Origin of the sequence: Proteus vulgaris, assembly GCF_016239305.1 — a bacterium.
Classification (GTDB): Bacteria; Pseudomonadota; Gammaproteobacteria; order Enterobacterales; family Enterobacteriaceae; genus Proteus; species Proteus vulgaris_C.
On the sequence record NZ_JAEHOQ010000007.1, the window covers coordinates 44411 to 64091 of the forward strand.

Here is a 19681-nt window from a genome sequence, read left to right on the forward strand (position 1 = left end):
TTAAACTTTTCGACTAATACAACGCGTAAATGCTTCTTTTATTGAGTCACCTAAAACCTCATCACTACAATTGCTTTTTAATGTAATAATTGCACTATCAGGTATTCCCTTACCGACCCAATGATCCATACGTAAGATGTTATTTGTGATTTGCACTCAATATCAAAGCTAATTTTTTTATAATCTCAACAAATCACCCGAAAAATAAACTGGTGTAGGAGTTATAAAGCTTTCGTTATAAGAGCTAATTATATGTCCTAGATATTCATTAAAATTCTTATCTAATGCTCTTACCTTATCTTCATTTTCATCATAATGATAAACTAAGTTAGGCTGATCTGAGTATGTTAATAGAAAATAATATTGAGTTTCTGATTCTATTGAAATAAAAAATGGCTTTTGCTCTAACATATCCCACAACTCTAGATTATATAACTCCTCTCTTAAGCCGTATTGGAATAAAACATGCCCTCGTATAAACCATTCTTTGTAAAAAATGAGAGGATCATCCCCAAAAAAATCTCCACTACAACGCCCTATATAATTCAAAAAATCATAAAGTTGATCAGTTACTTTAATATCATAAAGACGTTCAATTTTTTTCATCTCATTATCAGAATACCCCTTTATTTTATGAATATTGATAGGGAGCTCTGGATAGACAGTATGTAAATAATTTATTAATTGATTATTATTCATAGATAAATTCATATAATGAAAAATCACCTTACCCATAATTAGCATAAGGTAATTTTACTTAGTATCCATTTAAATTTTACGACTAATACAACGTGTAAAAGCTTTTTTTATTGAAGCACCTAAAACCTCATCACTACAATTGGTTTTTAATGTAATAATTGCACTATCAGATATTCCCTCACCTACCCAATGATCCATACGTAAATGGTTTTTTATTTATAAACTAACGTGATTTAATCTATTTTTTGATAGTATCATTTTAATTTTTATCTTATCTTCAGGATGCATTAACAAATATTTTTCACAAGACAATCTAATAAATTGATAACAAGTATCTTCGCTTACAATAACAATATCTTTATCTGTTAGAGGATATCCTATTCCAAACTTAACACCTAAAAAATGATCAGATACATCAGCGCTATTCATATCTGGAAAAAAGCAATATATTCCATCGAGGACAAAAGATTCTTTTTGTACAATATTAGAAACAGCATCTAAAAAACAACCATCATTATATATAAGATCAAAATAACTTTTTATAGTCCAATTAGGCTCACTCTTTTCATAGGGTAATTCAAATAAATATTTCATCAATAATGCTCCTACTTAGGATGGAAATTAGTAACCATCTTTGTTTCTTTATCTAAATATACTCTAAAAGTTATGCCTTCTGACATTGCATCATAGGATTGCAAATTTTTATCTAACGCATTCTTATACTCATTAGCTGCCGCTTTTTGACCTAATTCAAGTATTTTTTGGTCAGAAAAAATCTTGGGATCATAAATTGTTTTTTTAAAAGGTTGAGCACCATTACCTTTATAATGAGTTATTTCTCCAGTTTTGGGATGCTTCGCAGGTATTTTATATTCAATATACATTATCCCTCGCACACTTGTTGAGATCTGTTTTATAATTTTTAAATTTTTATTCTTTACAACATTATAAAATACATTAGCATTAATAACTCCTGAAATTTCCATTTTCCGAGAAAATAAATTTGTTTTTTATTTTAACATTCACCTCTATAAAAATAATTTATATTTTATTTTTACAATGATACCTATTTGGATTATTATTATTTTTATCTATATAGCGAAAATAATATCTTATAGATAATAAAAAATCACCTTCCCCATAATTAGTATAAGGTGATTTTATTTAATATCCATTTAAACTCTACTGCTAATACAACGTGTAAAAGCTTTTTTTATTGAAGCACCTAAAACCTCATCACTACAATTGGTTTTTAATGTAATAATTGCACTATCAGATATTCCCTCACCTACCCAATGATCCATACGTAAATGATTTTGAGGTCTAATGATAATTTCATTACCTACAACACTTAAACTACACAAATTCATATTTTCAAATAGAGCTGTTTTATTTTTATAACCATACTCTTTGACAATTTTTTTTATCCAGTCTTGATAAGTTTTTTTATCATTATACATTTGATGAAACTTATCTGAATTTCCTTTTATTTGTTCACTTTTAATCAGAGCGAGTTTGGCATAATAACCTAATTCGTCATCAATAATATCATTAGGTAAAACCTTATAGCCTTTTTTTAAATCAATTATATAAATTGAGCATCCAGAAAAGGTGACTAAAATATAGTAATCACCATTGTAGTAAACACTTGCCTCTAGTTCATTTTTTTTAGATAAAAGCATTAATTATTCCTCAATAATAGTGATGTTAACTTTTATATTTTTTGAAGATGCATTTTTAATAGAATCATTAATAGCATCCCATTGTTCTTTGTTTGTTCTTTCAGGAACACCTAATTCCAATATTTTCTGTTTAATTTGTTTTGGTGAAATTCTTATTAGCCCTTTTTGATCACCACTATATTTATCTATAGTTGAAATATATGTATTTAATGTGTTTTCTATTGATTTTGGATTTTTAATCCTTGAGGCTGTTTGGGTATTTAATGTCTTTACACTAATGTATTCATCTGTCCTATCATCATAATAGTCGAAAGTTTTAGCATTAAGATGTAATCGTGTAAGCCGTTTATTTGATAGACCAATGTAATTCTCAAATGTCATTCCTTGCTCTACTATTGTACCTTGATACATCCATTTCATTGTGATTTTATTTCCTGATTTGTCAATAAAATAAATATCATTTATTGGTATAAACTGCGTTTTATTGGCATTAAAACTTATAGGACCATAAATCCTATTACCATTACGCCTAGTTATTGACGCACCTATTGCAATTACTGAAGTTAAGTTTTCAAGTGTTTTTTTATCCCATCCAGTAAACTTACTCGCATTTTCAATCCATTGATTTCTTGAAAATGTTTCACTATCTGTTAATTTATCGGCTTCAGTGTAAGTAAATAATTTAATTTTTTCATAACCACTAAATAGTGGTTAGTTTCCACCTATTCTTGTTCTCTCTTTTGTAATCCAATAATCTGAAAGTAATGAATCTTCTACATGTGTATATGGGTATTTTTTCATTAATGATTCATAATAATTCCTTTCAGATGAATCTAATGATTCCTGAGCAATGCAATAAACTTTTCGGCAAGAAGAAGCTAATAAGCGCTCTAATTTATTTTTATCTCCATTTGCTAATTTATTAATTGCATTTGTTTCTTCTAAATGAAGTTGTCGATTATAACGTTCTACTAACTCTGCTGAATTAGCAGCACTAATAACCCCCTCCGCTTTACCTGTTGCTAGTAAGCCAGCAAAAGCACCAACTAGACGACTTCTTTGAGCTTGCTGTTCTCTCCACTGTTCTGTCTTAACTAAATTATCGTTGAGCGATATTGCCGCTATCTCTGTAGCCAAGGCACCAGCTACTGCACCTGTTACACTACCTCCCGCAATTTCTGCACTAACACCTGCTACTACCGAATGACTTAAAACCTTTCCTGCATGACCTAATACAGCGCCATTATTACCAATTAAATTGGCGCCTTCGGCATGAAGCTGACTACCGATATTGCTTAATAGCGCCGTTTTAAAATTTTCAATAAAACTGCCACCTTGAATGGCAGTACCCAATGTTGAACTAACGACTGAATGAGAGGCTACGCGTTGTGCAACTTGATTCCATGTTGCGCTATCGGTCGCAAGTAACTTGCCTGTTGAAGGTAATGTTCCACCTTGGATTGCCTGATCCCAACCCATAAATTGGTCAAGACCCTGAAGTGCCCCCGCAACCACCATACTCGTCACCACTGACTTGACCGTGTCGCTACGCCCCAGTGATTCAAGTGTTTTAGAGATATTGCCTTGGTTTTCAGCTAAAGAGACCGCCGCTTGCGAAACTAAAGAGGCAAAACCTGCTTGTGCTGCAACTGATGCCGTTGAAGCCACGCTTGCTGAAGCACCTGCCGCAATGGTTGCTTTGCTTGCCATTCCACCAACGGTTGCCGCTGTTGCAGTACCGTAAGTGGCAACCCCTACTGCGATAGCAATAATGGCACCGACAACAGGATTTAATTGTTTTGTTTTATCATCCCAATCAGAATAGGTATCTTTAACTAAATTCCAATTAACGTTTTGATGATGTTGAAGATCTTTAAGCCATGCATATTCTGGAGTGTTACTTAAAGCGGTTAATGCTTGTTCTAGTGATTGTCCTTTTTGAGCTTTAATATCAGCAGATATACCTTTAGGGGCATCAATAGTCAGTTTTCCGCCAATATAGAGTTCAGGTAATACCCACGTTCCTTTTATGTACCCCTGATTACGTTGAGTGATATAAATATCTTTTGAATTGGTAATAACTTGTTTAAAGGCAGTATTTTTTACTGCGTTAAAATTAATTTTTCCTGTTTTACTTGTTAGCTTGGCATTTTTTGCTGTATCAATTTTAGTTGCTTCTAAAGTGATATCATCTTTAGCAATTAAATTAATATCGTCACTAGCAATAAACTCGGTAACTTTATTCGTTGTGTTATTAAATGTTTTGGTATATTTCTTTTTAGTCGCACACAGTGTCCACCAATTACATTTTTTCTTTTCTTCTTCATAGTAACTAAATTCTTCCATTGCCTGTGCATAAAGAAATCCACCTTTAGCAGCAATATCCATCTTTTTATTGGCAGTTAAATTTGACGCCTGAAATAAAATACTGCCCTCAGATAATAGTGTTAGATGATTACCGCTATTAATTTCAGTACTGACTTGTTTACGAAGTTCTTCTAACTCTGAACCCGACTCTTTACGAAAATGTGTTCTTACTGATCCCAATTGAATATTACCACCACTGGATATCGTAATATCCCCCTCTGATTTGAGTGAGCTTCCTTCTGTTATTAATGCACCTGATGACGCAATAGAAATGCCTTTATTTCCTATAATGGATGTGGTGACATATTGAATGTCTTGAGCATCTTCGTGGGGATCTTTGATGGCGGAATAAGCATTTGCACCCAGTTTTATATTTCTACCCGCTAATACAATGACTTTATCTTTTGAATTTAATACTGTTGAACTTAAATCAATATCACGCGCGGCATTTAAAATAAGGTTATTATCTGAAAATAATTTAGATTGTAGTTGGGGGTAATGAATATCACTGAAAAAAGGATCGGCTTCTTTTATTGATTTTGAGGCAAGGAAAATATCCTGCCCTGCATTAAAGGTTATTCCTTTATCGCTGTGATATTTTATTCCTTGACTAATAATATCTTTACCAGCCGTAAATGTAATATCACCTCGCGTTTTCCAGCTTTCCGTTTTGAATAATGCAGGCTCTTTAGTATATAAATGAAAATATGGTAATATTTTAAAAAGTTCTGATTCATCTCTCTGGATTTTTATATCACCAGATGAAATTAAATTTAAAGAGTTAGCATTATTAACCTCAATATTATTAAAAGTAACACCCCCTCCAGATTGAAATAAAATAGAATTAGAAACATTAATAACAGGAGGGATTAAAACATTATTTTCATTAAATGCAGAAATAGGATTTAATGTATAATTAATATTTCCATTCTTAGCAAGAACAACACCATCTTTTGCTGTTAAATCTACTTGATTAAGCGCTATATTTTTATTTGAAATTAAGCTTAATGAATTTTCAGATGAGAGATGTGCATCTTTTACTATAATCTCTCCACTAGAGATAATAGATAGATCATTATTTGATTTGACATCTGAAGATATATTAATAAAATCAGAATTAAGCAGTATATTATTAGCTGAAATATTATAACTTGAGTGTAACTTATTTATTAATTTTTTTATTGGTGAATATTTAGATGGGGAGGTTGTTTCTATATTAATACTATTTTTAAAATCTAGAATTAAATTATTTTTTGATGATATTGTTGAATTATTATTTCTATCAGGTAACCAAGAGTAAAACTTATTGACTAACTCAAACTTCAATGGTTCTCTTATATAAAGAATATCGTAATCACTTTCATCATCTTCTTCATCTACATATATCCCTAAATGATCATACGTAGTCTTATATCTATACCATAAATTAAATTCTCCAGATCCTAAATTTGAAATTATAGCATTATTCCCTGTTAATATAGTATTTTCATTACTACGTATCACACCTAATCTATTAACCAATTCATTAGCATTAATATAAATATTTTTTCCTGAATCTATATATCCTATAAAATTATCATACTTATATTTATACCTTTCAGTATTAATAATATCCGTACTTGTTAAATCCAGATAACCAAACCATTTTTTATATGGAAAATTTTCCAATTCAGGATAATATGTATTTATAGAAACAACACCTTGGCTACTTCCCCAATATGATGCAACAAAACGTCTGCTAGCAATAGAGTTTGCTTCAACATTTGAAAAAATTGGCAATTCATTTAAAGACGTATTAACCAATTTCTTGGTTCGAATAATCAAATCACCCTTTTCTGTTTTTATCGTAGCTGATTGATTTTCAATTAAACTACTTGGCTCACCTTTGGCATTTTTCTGTATCCATAAATTATCTTTTACTTGAATAAGTGCCTTTTCACCTTTATTAGTGAGTTTATCTACAAATAAACGCATATCTTTTTCTGAGATAATTTCACTATGATTAGTCAGCGTATTCGTTGCTAAAGTAATATCCCTTTTCGCTTTTAACTTTGCATTACTATTAATTTGTAGCGCTTTACTGCTAACATTAATATTTTGATCAGATTGAATATTACCATTAAAGATAATTTTTCCATCAACGGTTAAATTCACACTATTTTGATTTGTCTGAATATTACTTAAATTAACACCAACACCTTTTTCTGTACTGACTAGACGAATTTGATTGGCATACATTCCACCTAGCGCTTTCGTATCAATAGAAAGTGTGGGTTTAACACCTTCACCATTAATGCTATTTACTGTTCCTTTATCAAAATCAATACGGTTATTCCCTTGCATCAAAGAGAGTGTTTTGGCGTTAATTTTTCCATTTAACTCAATACTACGACTAATAATATCGGCATAATTCTGAGCTTGGAGATCTATACCTTGCGTGCCAATAACAACACTGCCTTTTTTCACTTCTATTGCCGAATAGGCACCTTGAGGGCCAAAAAGAGGTTTTCCTGTTGTTAGCGTAATGGCAGGGGTATTAATAAACGAACAACCATCACACGTAATGCCATTTGGATTGGCTATTAAAACATCTGCTTGTTGTCCTGCAACTTCTAATTTACCTAATAACTGTGAGCGTCCATTTCCCACCACTTCATTAATAATTAAATTAGCTGTATTACCTTTTAACTGGGTATTCGCATTCACTTGTTTGGCTAATTGTGTATTAACAGATGTTATTGCATTATTAAGTACAACACCTTGTTTGCTAATATTGAACGAATGAAACTTATTATGAGAAATACCAATATCATTGGGTGTTGAAATATTAATAATAGGAACTTTATTTTGCTGACTTATTTTTATCGTTTTATCGGCTGGAGTAATAGTAGAACTCCAAGCGGGATGTAATGGATAAATAGCGGTTAAATAAATAATACTATAACTAATTAAACGCTGTTTCCGAGAAATATCCTTTTCGTACATAAAAACTCCAAATTTTAAATAGCAAAAGAAATGGACCAATAAAAAGACCAGTAATCTGGCTTTAATGAGGCGGGATAAAACACAGGCTTATTAATTAGCATCTGAAAAGAAAAAAAGGAATGATAGAAAGAAGCGCCTATTGCACTGCCAATTATGCTATCCTTTTTTGTTTCATATTTATCTGAATTAACGGCCCCATAATCAAGTGCAAAAATAAAATTCCACTTTCCTAAAGAAGAAGTTATTGGTGATATATTTATTTCATTACGCCAATAAAATCCGCTATTAGCATTAAAATTTTTTTCTTTATACCCACGAACAGCTTTTATTCCATCTATTGCTATTTTTTCTGAGCCATAAAGATTATCAGGCGTATATTGACTATGAAATGAAGAGAGATAGGAAAACTGATCAGTCAATAAATATTGATAACTTAAATTTAAACTCAATTTTCTATAATGACTACGAGGTGAATTATCAGCAATATAATCAGGTGTCGCACCAAAAAGAGAAATTCCAAACTCGGCAATTGGATTAATGCTAAAATATCCATTATGGATACTTAAATTATATTCAGGACTAAATGATAAAGAAGTTAATGTAGGGCTATTTATTAATAATTTTTGTTGTGCCAATTGTGTTTTAGCTTTCTTATGTTTTAACGTTCCTTTTAGAGTTATTCGTTGTTTATTATCACGATAGACTAAACGACTAATATCAAATTGTTGATCTCTATTTTTATTTTTATAACTATATTTCTGATTATTTTGGAAGAAATAAGATGAGGCACTGTGAAATAACTGGTATTGATAAAACCAATAACCATAAGGAATATTCACACTTGCAAAATAAGAACGAGAATAGTGTTCACGAAGAAAATCTGTATTTGTTTTTAGTGAAAAAATCCACTGTTCACCTAAGCCAAATAAAGAATCTATTGTTGTAGTGTTAGTCAGTAAGATTTTTCCTGTTGTTTCTGCTCCTGAATTATCAATTGTTAATTGATTTTTTAAAGGAAACTTTTTAAATTTTCGATTAATGCTTACAGATGAATATCCCACATTATCGTTTGGTTTAATATCCAAGGTATATTGTGCTGTTGGTAACCGATTTAGTTGTTCTAAGCCATGTTCTAAATCTCGTAGATTTAAAACTTTCCCTTTAAAAGAGGGAAAAATAATATCAACTAATTTAGAGGGAACATCATCAATAACAATATCTTTTATTCTGCCTTCAATTACCTTTATTACTAATCTATGATCAGAAAGGTATTGCTCTGGAATAATCGCTTGCGAGGTGATATAACCTTTTTAAATATAATTATTAGTAATTGATTCAGCTATCTTTTGTATCTCATTTAATGTTAGACACTGTTGTAGATACGGTGAAATTATTTTAGATTTACTTCTATAATCTAATAGATTACTTCCTTTAAGATCAATCTTATCAATAAGAAAGCAATTACTGTTTACATTTTCATTATTCAAAGAAAAACTATTTTTACTAAAGAGTAAAAGTACAAGGTAGAATAGGTTAATTTTTTTAAATTTAAGCATATATAAATCATCCTTAAAGAGATGTTTATATATTTACATAAGAAGCGTATTTTAAAGATTATCATTAAATAGTAGATGTATAAGGATTTAGGAAAAGTTCTCTCAACAATTATTGACAAGTTTCTATTAACCCTATATTGCTAGATACTTAACTTGTGCTTAGCTTACATTAAAAAAATAAGGCTAATAATAATGAAACACTTGCAACTCAACAAAACACAATTTCGCTTAAGCGATAAACTCTGTTTACAAATTGATAATTTAGCCATAAATGAAGGTGAATGTTGGGCATTTGTAGGCAGTAATGGAAGTGGCAAAACCACCTTAGCAAATGCATTATGCCAAGAAGGTATCTTGCTCTCTGGTGAGTTTATCAATACATTTTCTCGTCCAATTAGTCTCTCTTTTGAAAAACTACAAAAAATGATTGAAGAAGAGTGGCGTCGTAATAACACAGATTTATTAAGTGAAGGTGAAGAAGACACTGGCTTAACCGTAGCTCAAGTTATCCAAATGCAGGTAAAAGATGATGATAGGTGCTTTTTATTAGCTAAACAATTTGGCGTTGAATACTTGCTATCAAGACGGTTTAAATATCTTTCTACTGGTGAGTCTCGGAAAATATTACTTATTCAGCTTTTAATGAATAAACCTGATTTAATCATTTTAGATGAGCCTTTTGATGGATTGGATGTTGATTCTCGGCACGCTTTAAATGAGTTATTAACGCTATTACATCAACAAAATCTGACTATCGTACTTATTTTAAATCGTTTTAATGATATTCCTGATTTTATTCAGTATGCAGGTCTACTAATTAATTGCGAATTAGTCGCCAACGGTGAGAAAGAACAGGTTTTGTCTGATTCTGTAATAGGGCAATTATCTCACAGTGAAACACTGGAAAATCTCACATTACCTGAACAAGATACACCGGATGCCATACCTCAATTATCACCGACACTTTCCCCTATTGTGCTAAAAGATGGTGTAGTGAGCTATAACGACAAACCTGTTCTTCACCATTTAAGCTGGGAAGTAAAGCCTCAACAGCATTGGCAAATTTTAGGCCCTAATGGTGCAGGGAAATCGACATTATTGAGTTTAATTACAGGTGATCATCCTCAAGGTTACAGCAATGACTTAACACTATTTGGTCGCAAAAGAGGAAGTGGTGAAACAATATGGGAAATTAAACGCCATATTGGCTATGTCAGTAATGCCCTGCATCAGAGTTATCGAGTTTCTTCAACAGTAAAGAATGTCATTATTTCAGGTTTTCATGACTCTATTGGTATTTATCAAGCGATTACAGATAAGCAACTTAAACTCGCTGATGAATGGTTAGCGTTAATTGGCTTAACCGCACATGCTAACCATCCATTTCATGCCTTATCTTGGGGCCAGCAACGCTTAGTGTTAATTGTTAGAGCCTTAGTTAAGCACCCTACTTTGCTCATTCTTGATGAACCACTGCAAGGATTAGATACAACGAATCGGCTCTTAGTCCAACGTTTTATTGATATCATGATAAGCCACAGTAATACGCAACTTTTATTTGTGAGCCATCATCAAGAAGATGCGCCATCGTGTATTACTCATCGATTGACATTTATTAAAAAAGGCGAAATTTATCGTTACCAGCAAGAAATTTGTTAAATGTTGATTTTTACTGTCATAATCAGGGCAATGATTTTAGAAATTAACGGTAAACTTAGCTTTACTTTTTTATTTAAACCGACACTTTTTTGCTTGTTATTCGAACAATAATAAATGAAAAATGTGTCTTTTTTACAGACGCTATTTTCGTCTATTTTTCATACAAAATGGATATTTTGTTTTTTTACGCCGATCCCGCTAGATTAATAGCTTGAACGATTAAGCAAAAGGTGTGACAACTGTGCAATAATTCATCGAACAAACGATATTTTTGACTTAATCCCTCTTGTTTTGTCACTTATGTTTGGCGTTCTTGTCGATGATCCATATAATGATTGAAGTGCTAATTTTAAACTTATATTAAGAAAGTAATTATAGGAGTCTAAACTATGGCAGTAACTAAGCTTGTGCTAGTTCGACACGGTGAAAGTGTATGGAACAAAGAAAACCGTTTTACAGGCTGGACTGACGTTGAGTTGTCCGAAAAAGGCCGTAATGAAGCGCAAGAAGCAGGTAAACTGCTGAAAGCGGAAGGTTTCGTTTTTGACTATGCATATACTTCTGTTCTGAAACGCGCAATTCACACCCTGTGGAACATTCTTGATCAAGTTGATCAACAATGGCTGCCAGTTGAAAAATGCTGGAAATTAAACGAACGTCATTACGGTGCACTGCAAGGCTTAAACAAAGCTGAAACTGCTGAAAAATACGGTGACGAACAAGTTAAGCAATGGCGTCGTGGTTTTGCTATCACTCCACCAGAATTAACTAAAGATGATGAACGTTTCCCAGGTAAAGATCCTCGTTATGCATCTTTAACTGCGGCAGAACTGCCATTAACAGAAAGCCTAGCATTAACTATCGATCGTGTAACACCATACTGGGAAGAAGTGATTAAACCACGTGTTGCTTCTGGTGAGAAAGTTATTATTGCAGCTCACGGTAACTCACTACGTGCTCTGGTTAAATACCTAGACAACATGGGTGAAGATGAAATTCTTGAGCTGAATATTCCAACAGCTGTGCCTTTAGTTTACGAATTTGATGAAAATATGAAACCGATCAAACGTTACTACTTAGGTAATGCTGACGAAATCGCAGCAAAAGCAGCCGCTGTTGCTAACCAAGGTAAAGCAAAATAATTTTACATTTATTTTGAATTACATAAAAAAATGCCACTTCAAAAGTGGCATTTTTTATATTCTAAATTTAATTATTACGCTTTATTACGACGAGCTACAACCGCATCTGCTAATTGACGTAACAGCGTTTCAGTATCGTCCCAACCAATACAGGCATCGGTGATACTCTTACCGTAAACCAAAGGTTCACCGCTTTCTAATGACTGGCTACCTTCCACTAAATGGCTTTCAATCATAACGCCGATTAATGCTTTTTCACCTGAACTAATTTGTTGGCAAATATCAGCACCAACTTCCATTTGTTTCTCAAATTTCTTGCAACTATTGGCGTGACTGAAATCTACCATAACATTTTGTGGTAAACCTGCTTTTTTAAGCCCTTCTTTTACCGCTGCGACATGTTCAGCGCTGTAATTTGGCTCTTTACCACCACGCAAAATAATATGGCAATCACCATTACCTGCTGTGCGCACAATGGCTGAATGACCCCATTTAGTGACAGAAAGAAAACAGTGTGGCGATCCGGCCGCATTGATTGCATCAATAGCAACTTTAATTGTTCCATCTGTACCATTTTTAAAACCAACCGGACAAGATAGACCAGATGACAGCTCACGGTGTACTTGAGACTCTGTCGTCCGTGCACCAATTGCACCCCAACTCATTAAATCAGCAACATATTGAGGCGTTATCATATCTAAGAACTCACCAGCAGTTGGCAAGCCACTATCATTGATGGTTAATAAAAGATTACGGGCAATACGTAAACCTTCATTAATATCAAAGGTATGATCCATATGAGGATCGTTAATTAAACCTTTCCAACCCACTGTTGTACGTGGTTTTTCAAAATAAACCCGCATCACGATTTCAAGTTTATCTTTAAGCTCTTCCCGAATGAGGCTTAAACGTTGTGCATACTCCATCGCAGCTTTTGGATCATGAATAGAACAAGGTCCAATTACCACTAATAGACGATCATCTTTTCCAGCCAGGATTTGATGAATAGCTTCACGGGCATGACGAACTGTAAAAGCCGCATTATCAGTCGCTGGAAACTTTTCCAATAAAGCAACAGGCGGTAAAAGTTCATTAATTTGTGTTATTTTAAGGTCATCATTTTGATAATTCATTCCCGTGTATCCACTCTTTTATGTTATCTAGTCAATGTTATTATTGCTTTCCCAATCTAACCATTCGTTTTCTATCTGTAAACACTCTTTCACCCTAAAGCATCTATAGTCACCTTTCTAAAAAATCGTCAAAGATGGAAATAGCGTATTTAAGCAAAATAATGATTCAAAATTGCGTTAAAGATAAGAATAAAAACAATGAATAGTAAGGCTGGAGAGAAAGATAACTCTACCAGCCTTTTTTATTAGGAGAGATAATTATTTTTGCTAGAGCGTTTTGCTGTTTTGATCCACAAACGAGAACCGTTAATAGCGATGGCCAATAAAATAATATATTCAACCGACATGGCATAAACACCTTGCTTGTAAAATATAACGACACTAATCACGTTGATCACTGACCAAACTAGCCAGTTTTCAACTAATTTACGTGTCATTAAAATCATTGCCACAATCGAAAGGACGGTCATTGTAGAGTCCCAGAATGGGTAAGCATCAGGTTCAAGAATTGGCGTAGCTAAATTTGCACCAAAAATATTTAATATATCAACTGCAACAACGGCTAAATAACCAAATACAGCATCAATATTAAAGGTCAAAGCGACAATAGCAGCAATTGAAGCAATAATTAAAAGGAGGCGATGGCTTGGTTTTAACCAACGAATTCTTAATTCAGCTTGCTCAAAGTCATTTACTCTACTCCATGCATACCATCCATAAATATTGGCAGCAAAGAAGAAAATTTGAAGCAATAGGCTCGCATATAACTGAATTTGGAAAAAGATAATGGCAAATAAGGTGACATTAATGAGTCCAAATAAGTAATTAATAATTTTTTCCTGACTTGCAAGCCATATACACAAGAGACCTGCTATTGTGCCCACAGCTTCAATCCACGAAAGTGGGTACCCACCCTGCCCCAGAGGAATGTTGACTAAAATATTATTGATACTAAACCAACTCATGACATCCATTTTACAACCCCGACTTAATCATAGAAAAAAACAAAGAAAATATGGGTTATTGCGACATCTTTGCAAAGTAGTAAAGATATATTATAAATTCATATTTATAATGGTACTTAGTTTTCAATACTAAACATTGTATTGCTGAGCTATAAACATAACAAAAAAATGTTTTACACAGTAAACAAATTATTCTGATTTACGCTTTAAACAATAAAAACGACAAATAATTTTATACCTTTTAATTATTAGAGAGAAATATGGAGCCAACAACACGCTTAATCGATCGCACACTATCTTTTGCTCTCCTTGATCCTAGAATTGAAGCTGTGATACTGACAGGATCATTAGGGCGTAATAAAAAGATAGACAGTTATTCTGATATTGATATAGAGCTTATCGGTTATGGCGCGACAGAGCTCGCAAAAAACCAACATTGGCTATCACAATTTGGTGATGGCCTTGTCAGCTTACAATTGGAGTGTGAAGATCCTAAAGGTAAGTTTTGGCCTATCTACCTACATGTTTTGGCTCAAGGTCGCAAACTGGACATTATGATGGCAGAGCCTGAACGTATTTTTAACATGAAAACAGAGGGCCTTAGCCCAGTTTACCAGCGTGGATACCAAATCTTACTTGATAAAACAGGTTTATGTGACGGACTTCCTGAAATTAGCACTATAACGCCACCTACGCTCACCAAAGAGCAAGCTTACAATAATGCTCAAGAATTCTGGTTTGAAGCGTCACAGGTCGCTATAGCTATTTTACGCCATGAATTTTGGTTTGCTAACTATCGCATGAACGATATGCGTGAATGGCTAATCGCGTTGCTTGAACAAGTTGCGCTGAGTACATCAATACAAGATGTTTGGTATCAAGGGAAAAACCTAAAAGAGTGGTTACCTAAATTTTATTCTTTACGCTCATTAGAAAGTACACTTGCAATGAGTACACCTTATGAATCAGCTGCAGCCCTTTCGATTATGATGGCTTTTTTTATTGATGCATCACAACGGCTCGATTATTCCCTTGATACCGCAAAAAAAACCCAAGAGCTAGTGAGTAATTGGCTCATTGACAATGAATTTTTGACTGAAAATGAATATACCCAAATTACGTCATCAATTATTTGCCATTACTGATTTCAACGTGATTTTTAATTAAAGCGAGGTAGTTTTTTCAATTTTGAGAAAACTATCGTAATTACTCAATCTGGTGATTAGGTAGTGTTATCAGAAGATAATTGGAGAGACATTAATTGATAATCTAGCGAGGCATTAAAACGATGGTAAATAATCAAGGAGGAGTTTGAAATGGTGGGTCGTGGGCGATTCGAACGCCCGACCAATTGATTAAAAGTCAACTGCTCTACCGACTGAGCTAACGACCCATTTCAATAAAAACGGATTGGTATTCGAAAATGGTGGGTCGTGGGCGATTCGAACGCCCGACCAATTGATTAAAAGTCAACTGCTCTACCGACTGAGCTAACGACCCTTTTTCGAATCCGCCACATTCTCTGTGGCAACGGCGGGTAATAATACTGATTTAATGTTTTTGTGCAATGTTTTTTTTCAAAAAAACAATCAAGCGTTTAAAAAACAATCATTTAACCCCGAAAATGCAATATTTTACATTACGGGGTCAATAATTAGAGTGCTGCTAACTGCTTTTGCGCTAATTTAGCGCCCGCACTATTTGGATATTGCTTAATCACTTGTTGATAAATAGCTTTAGCATTATCCTTTTGCCCTTTCTCTTGCATGATCAGGCCAATTTTATAAAAGGCTTCACTTGCTTTTTGAGATTTCGGATAGTTTTTAACAACAATAGCAAATGTACTTGCTGCCTGATCCTTATTACCTTTTAAGTAATACATCTGACCCAACCAAAAATGTGCATTTGATTGATAGCTAGACTTCGGATAGTTATTGATAAAGTTGTTTAATTCAACAATTGCCTTATCGTAATCTTTTGAATTCAATACGATATCAATTGCTGCATTATAATCGGCCTTCTCATCACCTTGCCCAGAATTAGTTGTAGCAGAAGGTGTTGAAGAAGTAGCATTATCAGATTGTGTGGCTTCTGTTGGTGTGGAAGCTCCGCCACCAAGGCTATCTAATTGTTGATAGATATTGCGTTGGCGTTCGACAACTTGATTTAGCTGGTATTGGTTTTCCTGAATTTGACCACGTAACATATCAATATCACGCTGAGAATCAGCAAGTTGTTGCTGTAATTGGGTCAAAAGCTGGCTATGAGCATTTGAAAAACGCTCAAGTTGGGCGAGTCGTTCATCGGTCGAACCTGAACCGATATTACTGATTGGCGCTTGGGCAATAGCGGCTACAGGAGCCGCTACGCCAACCAGTAACAACAGACTCATCAAGAAAGGTCTGAAGTTACTGTTGTTCATGCCGTTCTCTTAGTAATCCAGTACTGCACGACGGTTTTTCGCATAAGCGGCTTCGTCATGACCCAGTACAGCTGGTTTTTCTTTACCGAAAGATACGATTGACAGTTGATCAGCAGATACGCCTTTACCTTGTAGGTACATTTTCACAGCGTTAGCACGACGTTCGCCCAGAGCGATGTTGTATTCTGGAGTACCGCGTTCGTCAGCGTGACCTTCTACAGTGATACGTACTGAAGGGTTAGCACGTAGGAATGCAGCGTGTGCATCTAACAGGTTAGCGTAGTCTGAGCTAATGTCATATTTGTCAAAACCGAAGTAAACGATGTTTTGTTGTTTCAGTTGTTCTAATTGCTGACGTGCTAATTCTTCAGCAGTAGGACCTTGTTCAACAACGGGTACATTGCTTGTATCAGTTTGATCTTCGTTTTTGTTTGAGCTACATGCTGCAACAGCAACGAGTGGTAATGCTAACATCAACCCTTTAAACACTTTGTTTAATTGCATCTCTATTTGTTCCTTTATTTTGTTTGCCATACATAATTTTTATGCATCACATAAACGGTGACCAGGCAGGTGATTTAACCTGACCATCAGTCGCCGGAAGACGCGCTTTGAAACGTCCATCAGTCGATACTAGCTGCAAAATGGTGCCTAAGCCTTGTGTAGAGCTATAAATAACCATTGTGCCGTTAGGCGCGATGCTTGGCGTTTCATCCAGAAACGTATCTGTTAGATATTGTACGGAATTCGTTTCCAGATCCTGCTTAGCGATATGTTGCCTACCGCTTTCAGAACTCACCATAACTAAGAAACTACCATCTGGGCTTACCGCAGGATTTTGGTTTTGTTTACCTTCCCACGTAATACGCTCTGGCGTTCCACCGTTAATATTAACTTTGTATATTTGTGGACGTCCACCTTGATCTGAAGTATAGACTAAGGTTTGTCCATCTGGCATCCAATTTGGCTCAGTATTATTGCTTCTACCATTGGTTACCTGTGTCATATTCCCACTTGCTAAATCCATAACATATAGATTTAAGCTACCACTCTTAGAAAGAGCAAAGGCAAGTTTAGAGCCATCTGGTGAAAATGAAGGTGCACCATTATGTCTTGGGAATGATGCAATTTGGCGAATTTCACCTGTTGCTAATGTTTGTACCACTAAAGCAGATTGACCACTTTCAAAAGTTACATAAGCCAGTTTAGCACCATCTGGTGACCATGCTGGTGACATTAATGGCTGTGATGAACGATAAACACGATCTTGGTTAAATCCATCATAGTCAGAAACGCGCAATTCATAAGGATATGCGCCACCGTTAGTCACAACAACATAAGCAATACGTGTACGGAATGCGCCACGAATACCTGTCAGTTTTTCAAATACTTCATCACTGGCAGTGTGTGCAGAATAACGTAGCCATTTAGATGGAACTTTAAACTCACTTTGAGATAAAACTGCGCCTGGAGAGCCAGCAACGTCAACTAACTGATAGCTTACTAAATATTGGCCATCTGCTGACGGTTGTACGCGTCCAACAACAACAGAATCAATCCCTAATGCGGTCCATAGTGCAGGTTGAACTTCAGAAGCCGTGACCGGCTGTTGAGGTATACGTGACACATCAATAGGATTAAACTTTCCGCTATTACGTAAATCAGCTGCAATCACACCAGCGATATCTTCTGGCATTTGACCAGTGCCTTCCCATTTAAAAGGAACGACACCGATAGGGCGTGCAGTATTCACCCCTTGTGTAATTTCAATTCGAACTTCAGCGTTAGCCAGAGTGGTTACGCATAAAATTAAAAGTCCGAAGATAACATTTAATGCCTGCTTCATCATGTCTCCCTTTTATTATTGCGGTTATTACGCAATAACGCACAGAATAGTAACAAACGCTTTTCAACAACACCATACAACACATCAATAACATTCTAAAATAGCTATAAATTAGTGTATGTTTTCCTACTATCAGACAGTTTTATGGCTTAAACTCAATTGTCGATGATTTTACTTGTTCATAAACATCTTTTGGTGGTTTAGGTAATTTAGCAGTATTCGCTGCACGTAATGCCACTTGGCATAATGCAGGATCACCACCGGAAATCTTCGCATTAATTAACATCCCATCAGGTGCAATACTAATTCTTAGTTCACAAGTTTTACCTTTGTATAACTCTGGATCAATGAACTTCTGTTCTATTGCAACTTTCAGTTGGCCTTTATAGCGATCTACACCTTCACCATTTGCACCAGTGCGATTTCCACCACCTTGCCCTGCTGCAGAGGCTCCACTTTGTTTATTACCATCAGCCATTAAACCATCAAGTAAACTATCAACGGCTTTACTCTGCTGCTGAGCAGCTGCTTTCGCTTTAGCTTCTGCGGCAGCTTTGGCTTTAGCCTCTGCGGCTGCTTTTGCTTTAGCATCTGCTTCGGCTTTTGCTTTAGCATCTGCTTCAGCTTTCGCTTTTGCATCTGCCTCTGCTTTCGCTTTAGCTTCTTCTGCTTTTTGCTTCGCGACTAATTCAGCTTGTTTTTTCGCTTCAGCTTCTGCTTGTTTTTTAGCATCCGCTTGTTCTTTTAAGATGCGATCACGCTCTGCTTTCGCTTGTGCAGCCGCTTCTTCTGCCACTTTTTGTTCTTCTTTCGCTTTAGTGGCAGCTAACGTAGCTTCTCGTTTTTGAGCTTCTGCTGCCTCTTTTGCTTGTAAACGTTCAATTTCTAATGTCTTCAAACGTTCTTGTTCTTTCATTTGCTGCTGACGCAACTCTTCTTCTTGTTGCTCAGCTCGCGCTTTACGTTCTTGCTCTGCTTTTTGGACGTTAGCTTGTTGCGCTTTTTGCTGGTTATACTGTTGTACTACAGCATTAGGATCGACCATAATAGCATCAATAACTTGCCCGTCTTCACCACCGCCACCACCTAAATCCCACTTCTGAGTTAATGACCCCCAGATAAGCAATGCGATAACAAGCAAATGCAAGGCAGTAGACAAGATAACTGAACGGCTCAATTTACTTCGGATTGGCTTCGTCTTCTTTCCCACGCTATTATCCAAACT

General features: G+C 34.9%; 18 protein-coding genes, 2 tRNA genes and 1 pseudogene. 3 read left to right on the forward strand and 18 right to left on the reverse strand.

The genetic code is table 11. The features are described 5' to 3' along the window. From JEP40_RS06830 to JEP40_RS19070, 10 genes and pseudogenes are all read right to left on the reverse strand, one after another. Positions 1-156 (reverse strand): hypothetical protein, encoded by a 156-nt coding sequence (locus JEP40_RS06830; RefSeq protein WP_198623044.1) that lies wholly within the window; start codon positions 154-156, stop codon positions 1-3. A gap of 21 nt (positions 157-177) precedes the next feature. Next, positions 178-699 (reverse strand): SMI1/KNR4 family protein, encoded by a 522-nt coding sequence (locus JEP40_RS06835; RefSeq protein ID WP_198622961.1) that lies wholly within the window; start codon positions 697-699, stop codon positions 178-180. Between the two features lie 69 nt (positions 700-768). Beyond that, positions 769-909: pseudogene (locus JEP40_RS19185) on the reverse strand (contact-dependent growth inhibition system immunity protein); the annotation flags it as partial. A gap of 6 nt (positions 910-915) precedes the next feature. Then, positions 916-1293, reverse strand: coding sequence for a ribonuclease toxin immunity protein CdiI (cdiI, locus tag JEP40_RS06845; RefSeq protein WP_049220035.1), 378 nt, complete (start codon positions 1291-1293; stop codon positions 916-918). A gap of 11 nt (positions 1294-1304) precedes the next feature. Further along, the gene (locus tag JEP40_RS06850; protein WP_198622962.1) at positions 1305-1685 is read right to left on the reverse strand and encodes a CdiA family toxin C-terminal domain-containing protein; all 381 of its coding nucleotides are present in this window, start codon (positions 1683-1685) and stop codon (positions 1305-1307) included. Between the two features lie 189 nt (positions 1686-1874). After that, positions 1875-2381 (reverse strand): contact-dependent growth inhibition system immunity protein, encoded by a 507-nt coding sequence (locus JEP40_RS06855; RefSeq protein WP_198622963.1) that lies wholly within the window; start codon positions 2379-2381, stop codon positions 1875-1877. Positions 2382-2384: 3 nt separating this feature from the next. Next, positions 2385-2801 (reverse strand): hypothetical protein, encoded by a 417-nt coding sequence (locus JEP40_RS19060; RefSeq protein WP_232799184.1) that lies wholly within the window; start codon positions 2799-2801, stop codon positions 2385-2387. A 291-nt stretch (positions 2802-3092) separates the two neighbouring features. Then, positions 3093-7733, reverse strand: a complete 4641-nt coding sequence (locus JEP40_RS06860) for a DUF637 domain-containing protein (protein WP_232799185.1) — start codon at positions 7731-7733, stop codon at positions 3093-3095. Positions 7734-7747: 14 nt separating this feature from the next. Continuing rightward, on the reverse strand, positions 7748-9034 hold the full coding sequence (locus JEP40_RS06865; RefSeq protein ID WP_332873065.1) for a ShlB/FhaC/HecB family hemolysin secretion/activation protein: 1287 nt from the start codon (positions 9032-9034) through the stop codon (positions 7748-7750). A 9-nt stretch (positions 9035-9043) separates the two neighbouring features. Further along, positions 9044-9289, reverse strand: a complete 246-nt coding sequence (locus JEP40_RS19070; protein WP_232799187.1) for a POTRA domain-containing protein — start codon at positions 9287-9289, stop codon at positions 9044-9046. Positions 9290-9481: 192 nt separating this feature from the next. Here JEP40_RS19070 and modF point away from each other — a divergent pair, with 192 nt between their 5' ends. Together modF and gpmA are read left to right on the forward strand one after the other, a co-directional pair. Continuing rightward, entirely contained in the window at positions 9482-10948 is a 1467-nt protein-coding gene (modF, locus tag JEP40_RS06870) for a molybdate ABC transporter ATP-binding protein ModF (RefSeq protein WP_198622964.1), read from the forward strand. A gap of 389 nt (positions 10949-11337) precedes the next feature. Next, positions 11338-12090: a 2,3-diphosphoglycerate-dependent phosphoglycerate mutase gene (gpmA, locus tag JEP40_RS06875; protein ID WP_198622965.1), complete on the forward strand. Its 753-nt coding sequence runs from the start codon at positions 11338-11340 to the stop codon at positions 12088-12090. Positions 12091-12164: 74 nt separating this feature from the next. Here the strand turns inward: gpmA and aroG are convergent, their stop codons facing one another. Both aroG and pnuC read right to left on the reverse strand, forming a co-directional pair. After that, positions 12165-13223, reverse strand: a complete 1059-nt coding sequence (gene aroG / locus JEP40_RS06880) for a 3-deoxy-7-phosphoheptulonate synthase AroG (RefSeq protein ID WP_198622966.1) — start codon at positions 13221-13223, stop codon at positions 12165-12167. A gap of 245 nt (positions 13224-13468) precedes the next feature. Then, a complete protein-coding gene (pnuC, locus tag JEP40_RS06885) occupies positions 13469-14197 on the reverse strand; it encodes a nicotinamide riboside transporter PnuC (RefSeq protein ID WP_269814757.1) in 729 nt (242 codons plus the stop codon). Between the two features lie 251 nt (positions 14198-14448). On the opposite strand from pnuC, the gene JEP40_RS06890 reads away from it, so the two are divergent. Further along, on the forward strand, positions 14449-15333 hold the full coding sequence (locus JEP40_RS06890) for an aminoglycoside 6-adenylyltransferase (RefSeq protein ID WP_198622967.1): 885 nt from the start codon (positions 14449-14451) through the stop codon (positions 15331-15333). Between the two features lie 172 nt (positions 15334-15505). On the opposite strand, the gene JEP40_RS06895 is transcribed toward JEP40_RS06890, so the two are convergent. The 6 genes from JEP40_RS06895 to tolA form a co-directional block, all read right to left on the reverse strand. Further along, positions 15506-15581 (reverse strand) — tRNA-Lys (locus JEP40_RS06895). Between the two features lie 31 nt (positions 15582-15612). Then, a tRNA-Lys gene (locus JEP40_RS06900) sits at positions 15613-15688 on the reverse strand. Between the two features lie 154 nt (positions 15689-15842). Beyond that, positions 15843-16610, reverse strand: a complete 768-nt coding sequence (gene cpoB / locus JEP40_RS06905) for a cell division protein CpoB (RefSeq protein ID WP_198622968.1) — start codon at positions 16608-16610, stop codon at positions 15843-15845. Positions 16611-16619: 9 nt separating this feature from the next. Further along, a complete protein-coding gene (gene pal, locus JEP40_RS06910) occupies positions 16620-17114 on the reverse strand; it encodes a peptidoglycan-associated lipoprotein Pal (RefSeq protein ID WP_198622969.1) in 495 nt (164 codons plus the stop codon). Between the two features lie 46 nt (positions 17115-17160). Then, a complete protein-coding gene (gene tolB, locus JEP40_RS06915; protein ID WP_023581196.1) occupies positions 17161-18456 on the reverse strand; it encodes a Tol-Pal system beta propeller repeat protein TolB in 1296 nt (431 codons plus the stop codon). Between the two features lie 142 nt (positions 18457-18598). After that, a complete protein-coding gene (gene tolA, locus JEP40_RS06920; RefSeq protein ID WP_198622970.1) occupies positions 18599-19666 on the reverse strand; it encodes a cell envelope integrity protein TolA in 1068 nt (355 codons plus the stop codon). Positions 19667-19681: the final 15 nt, after the last annotated feature.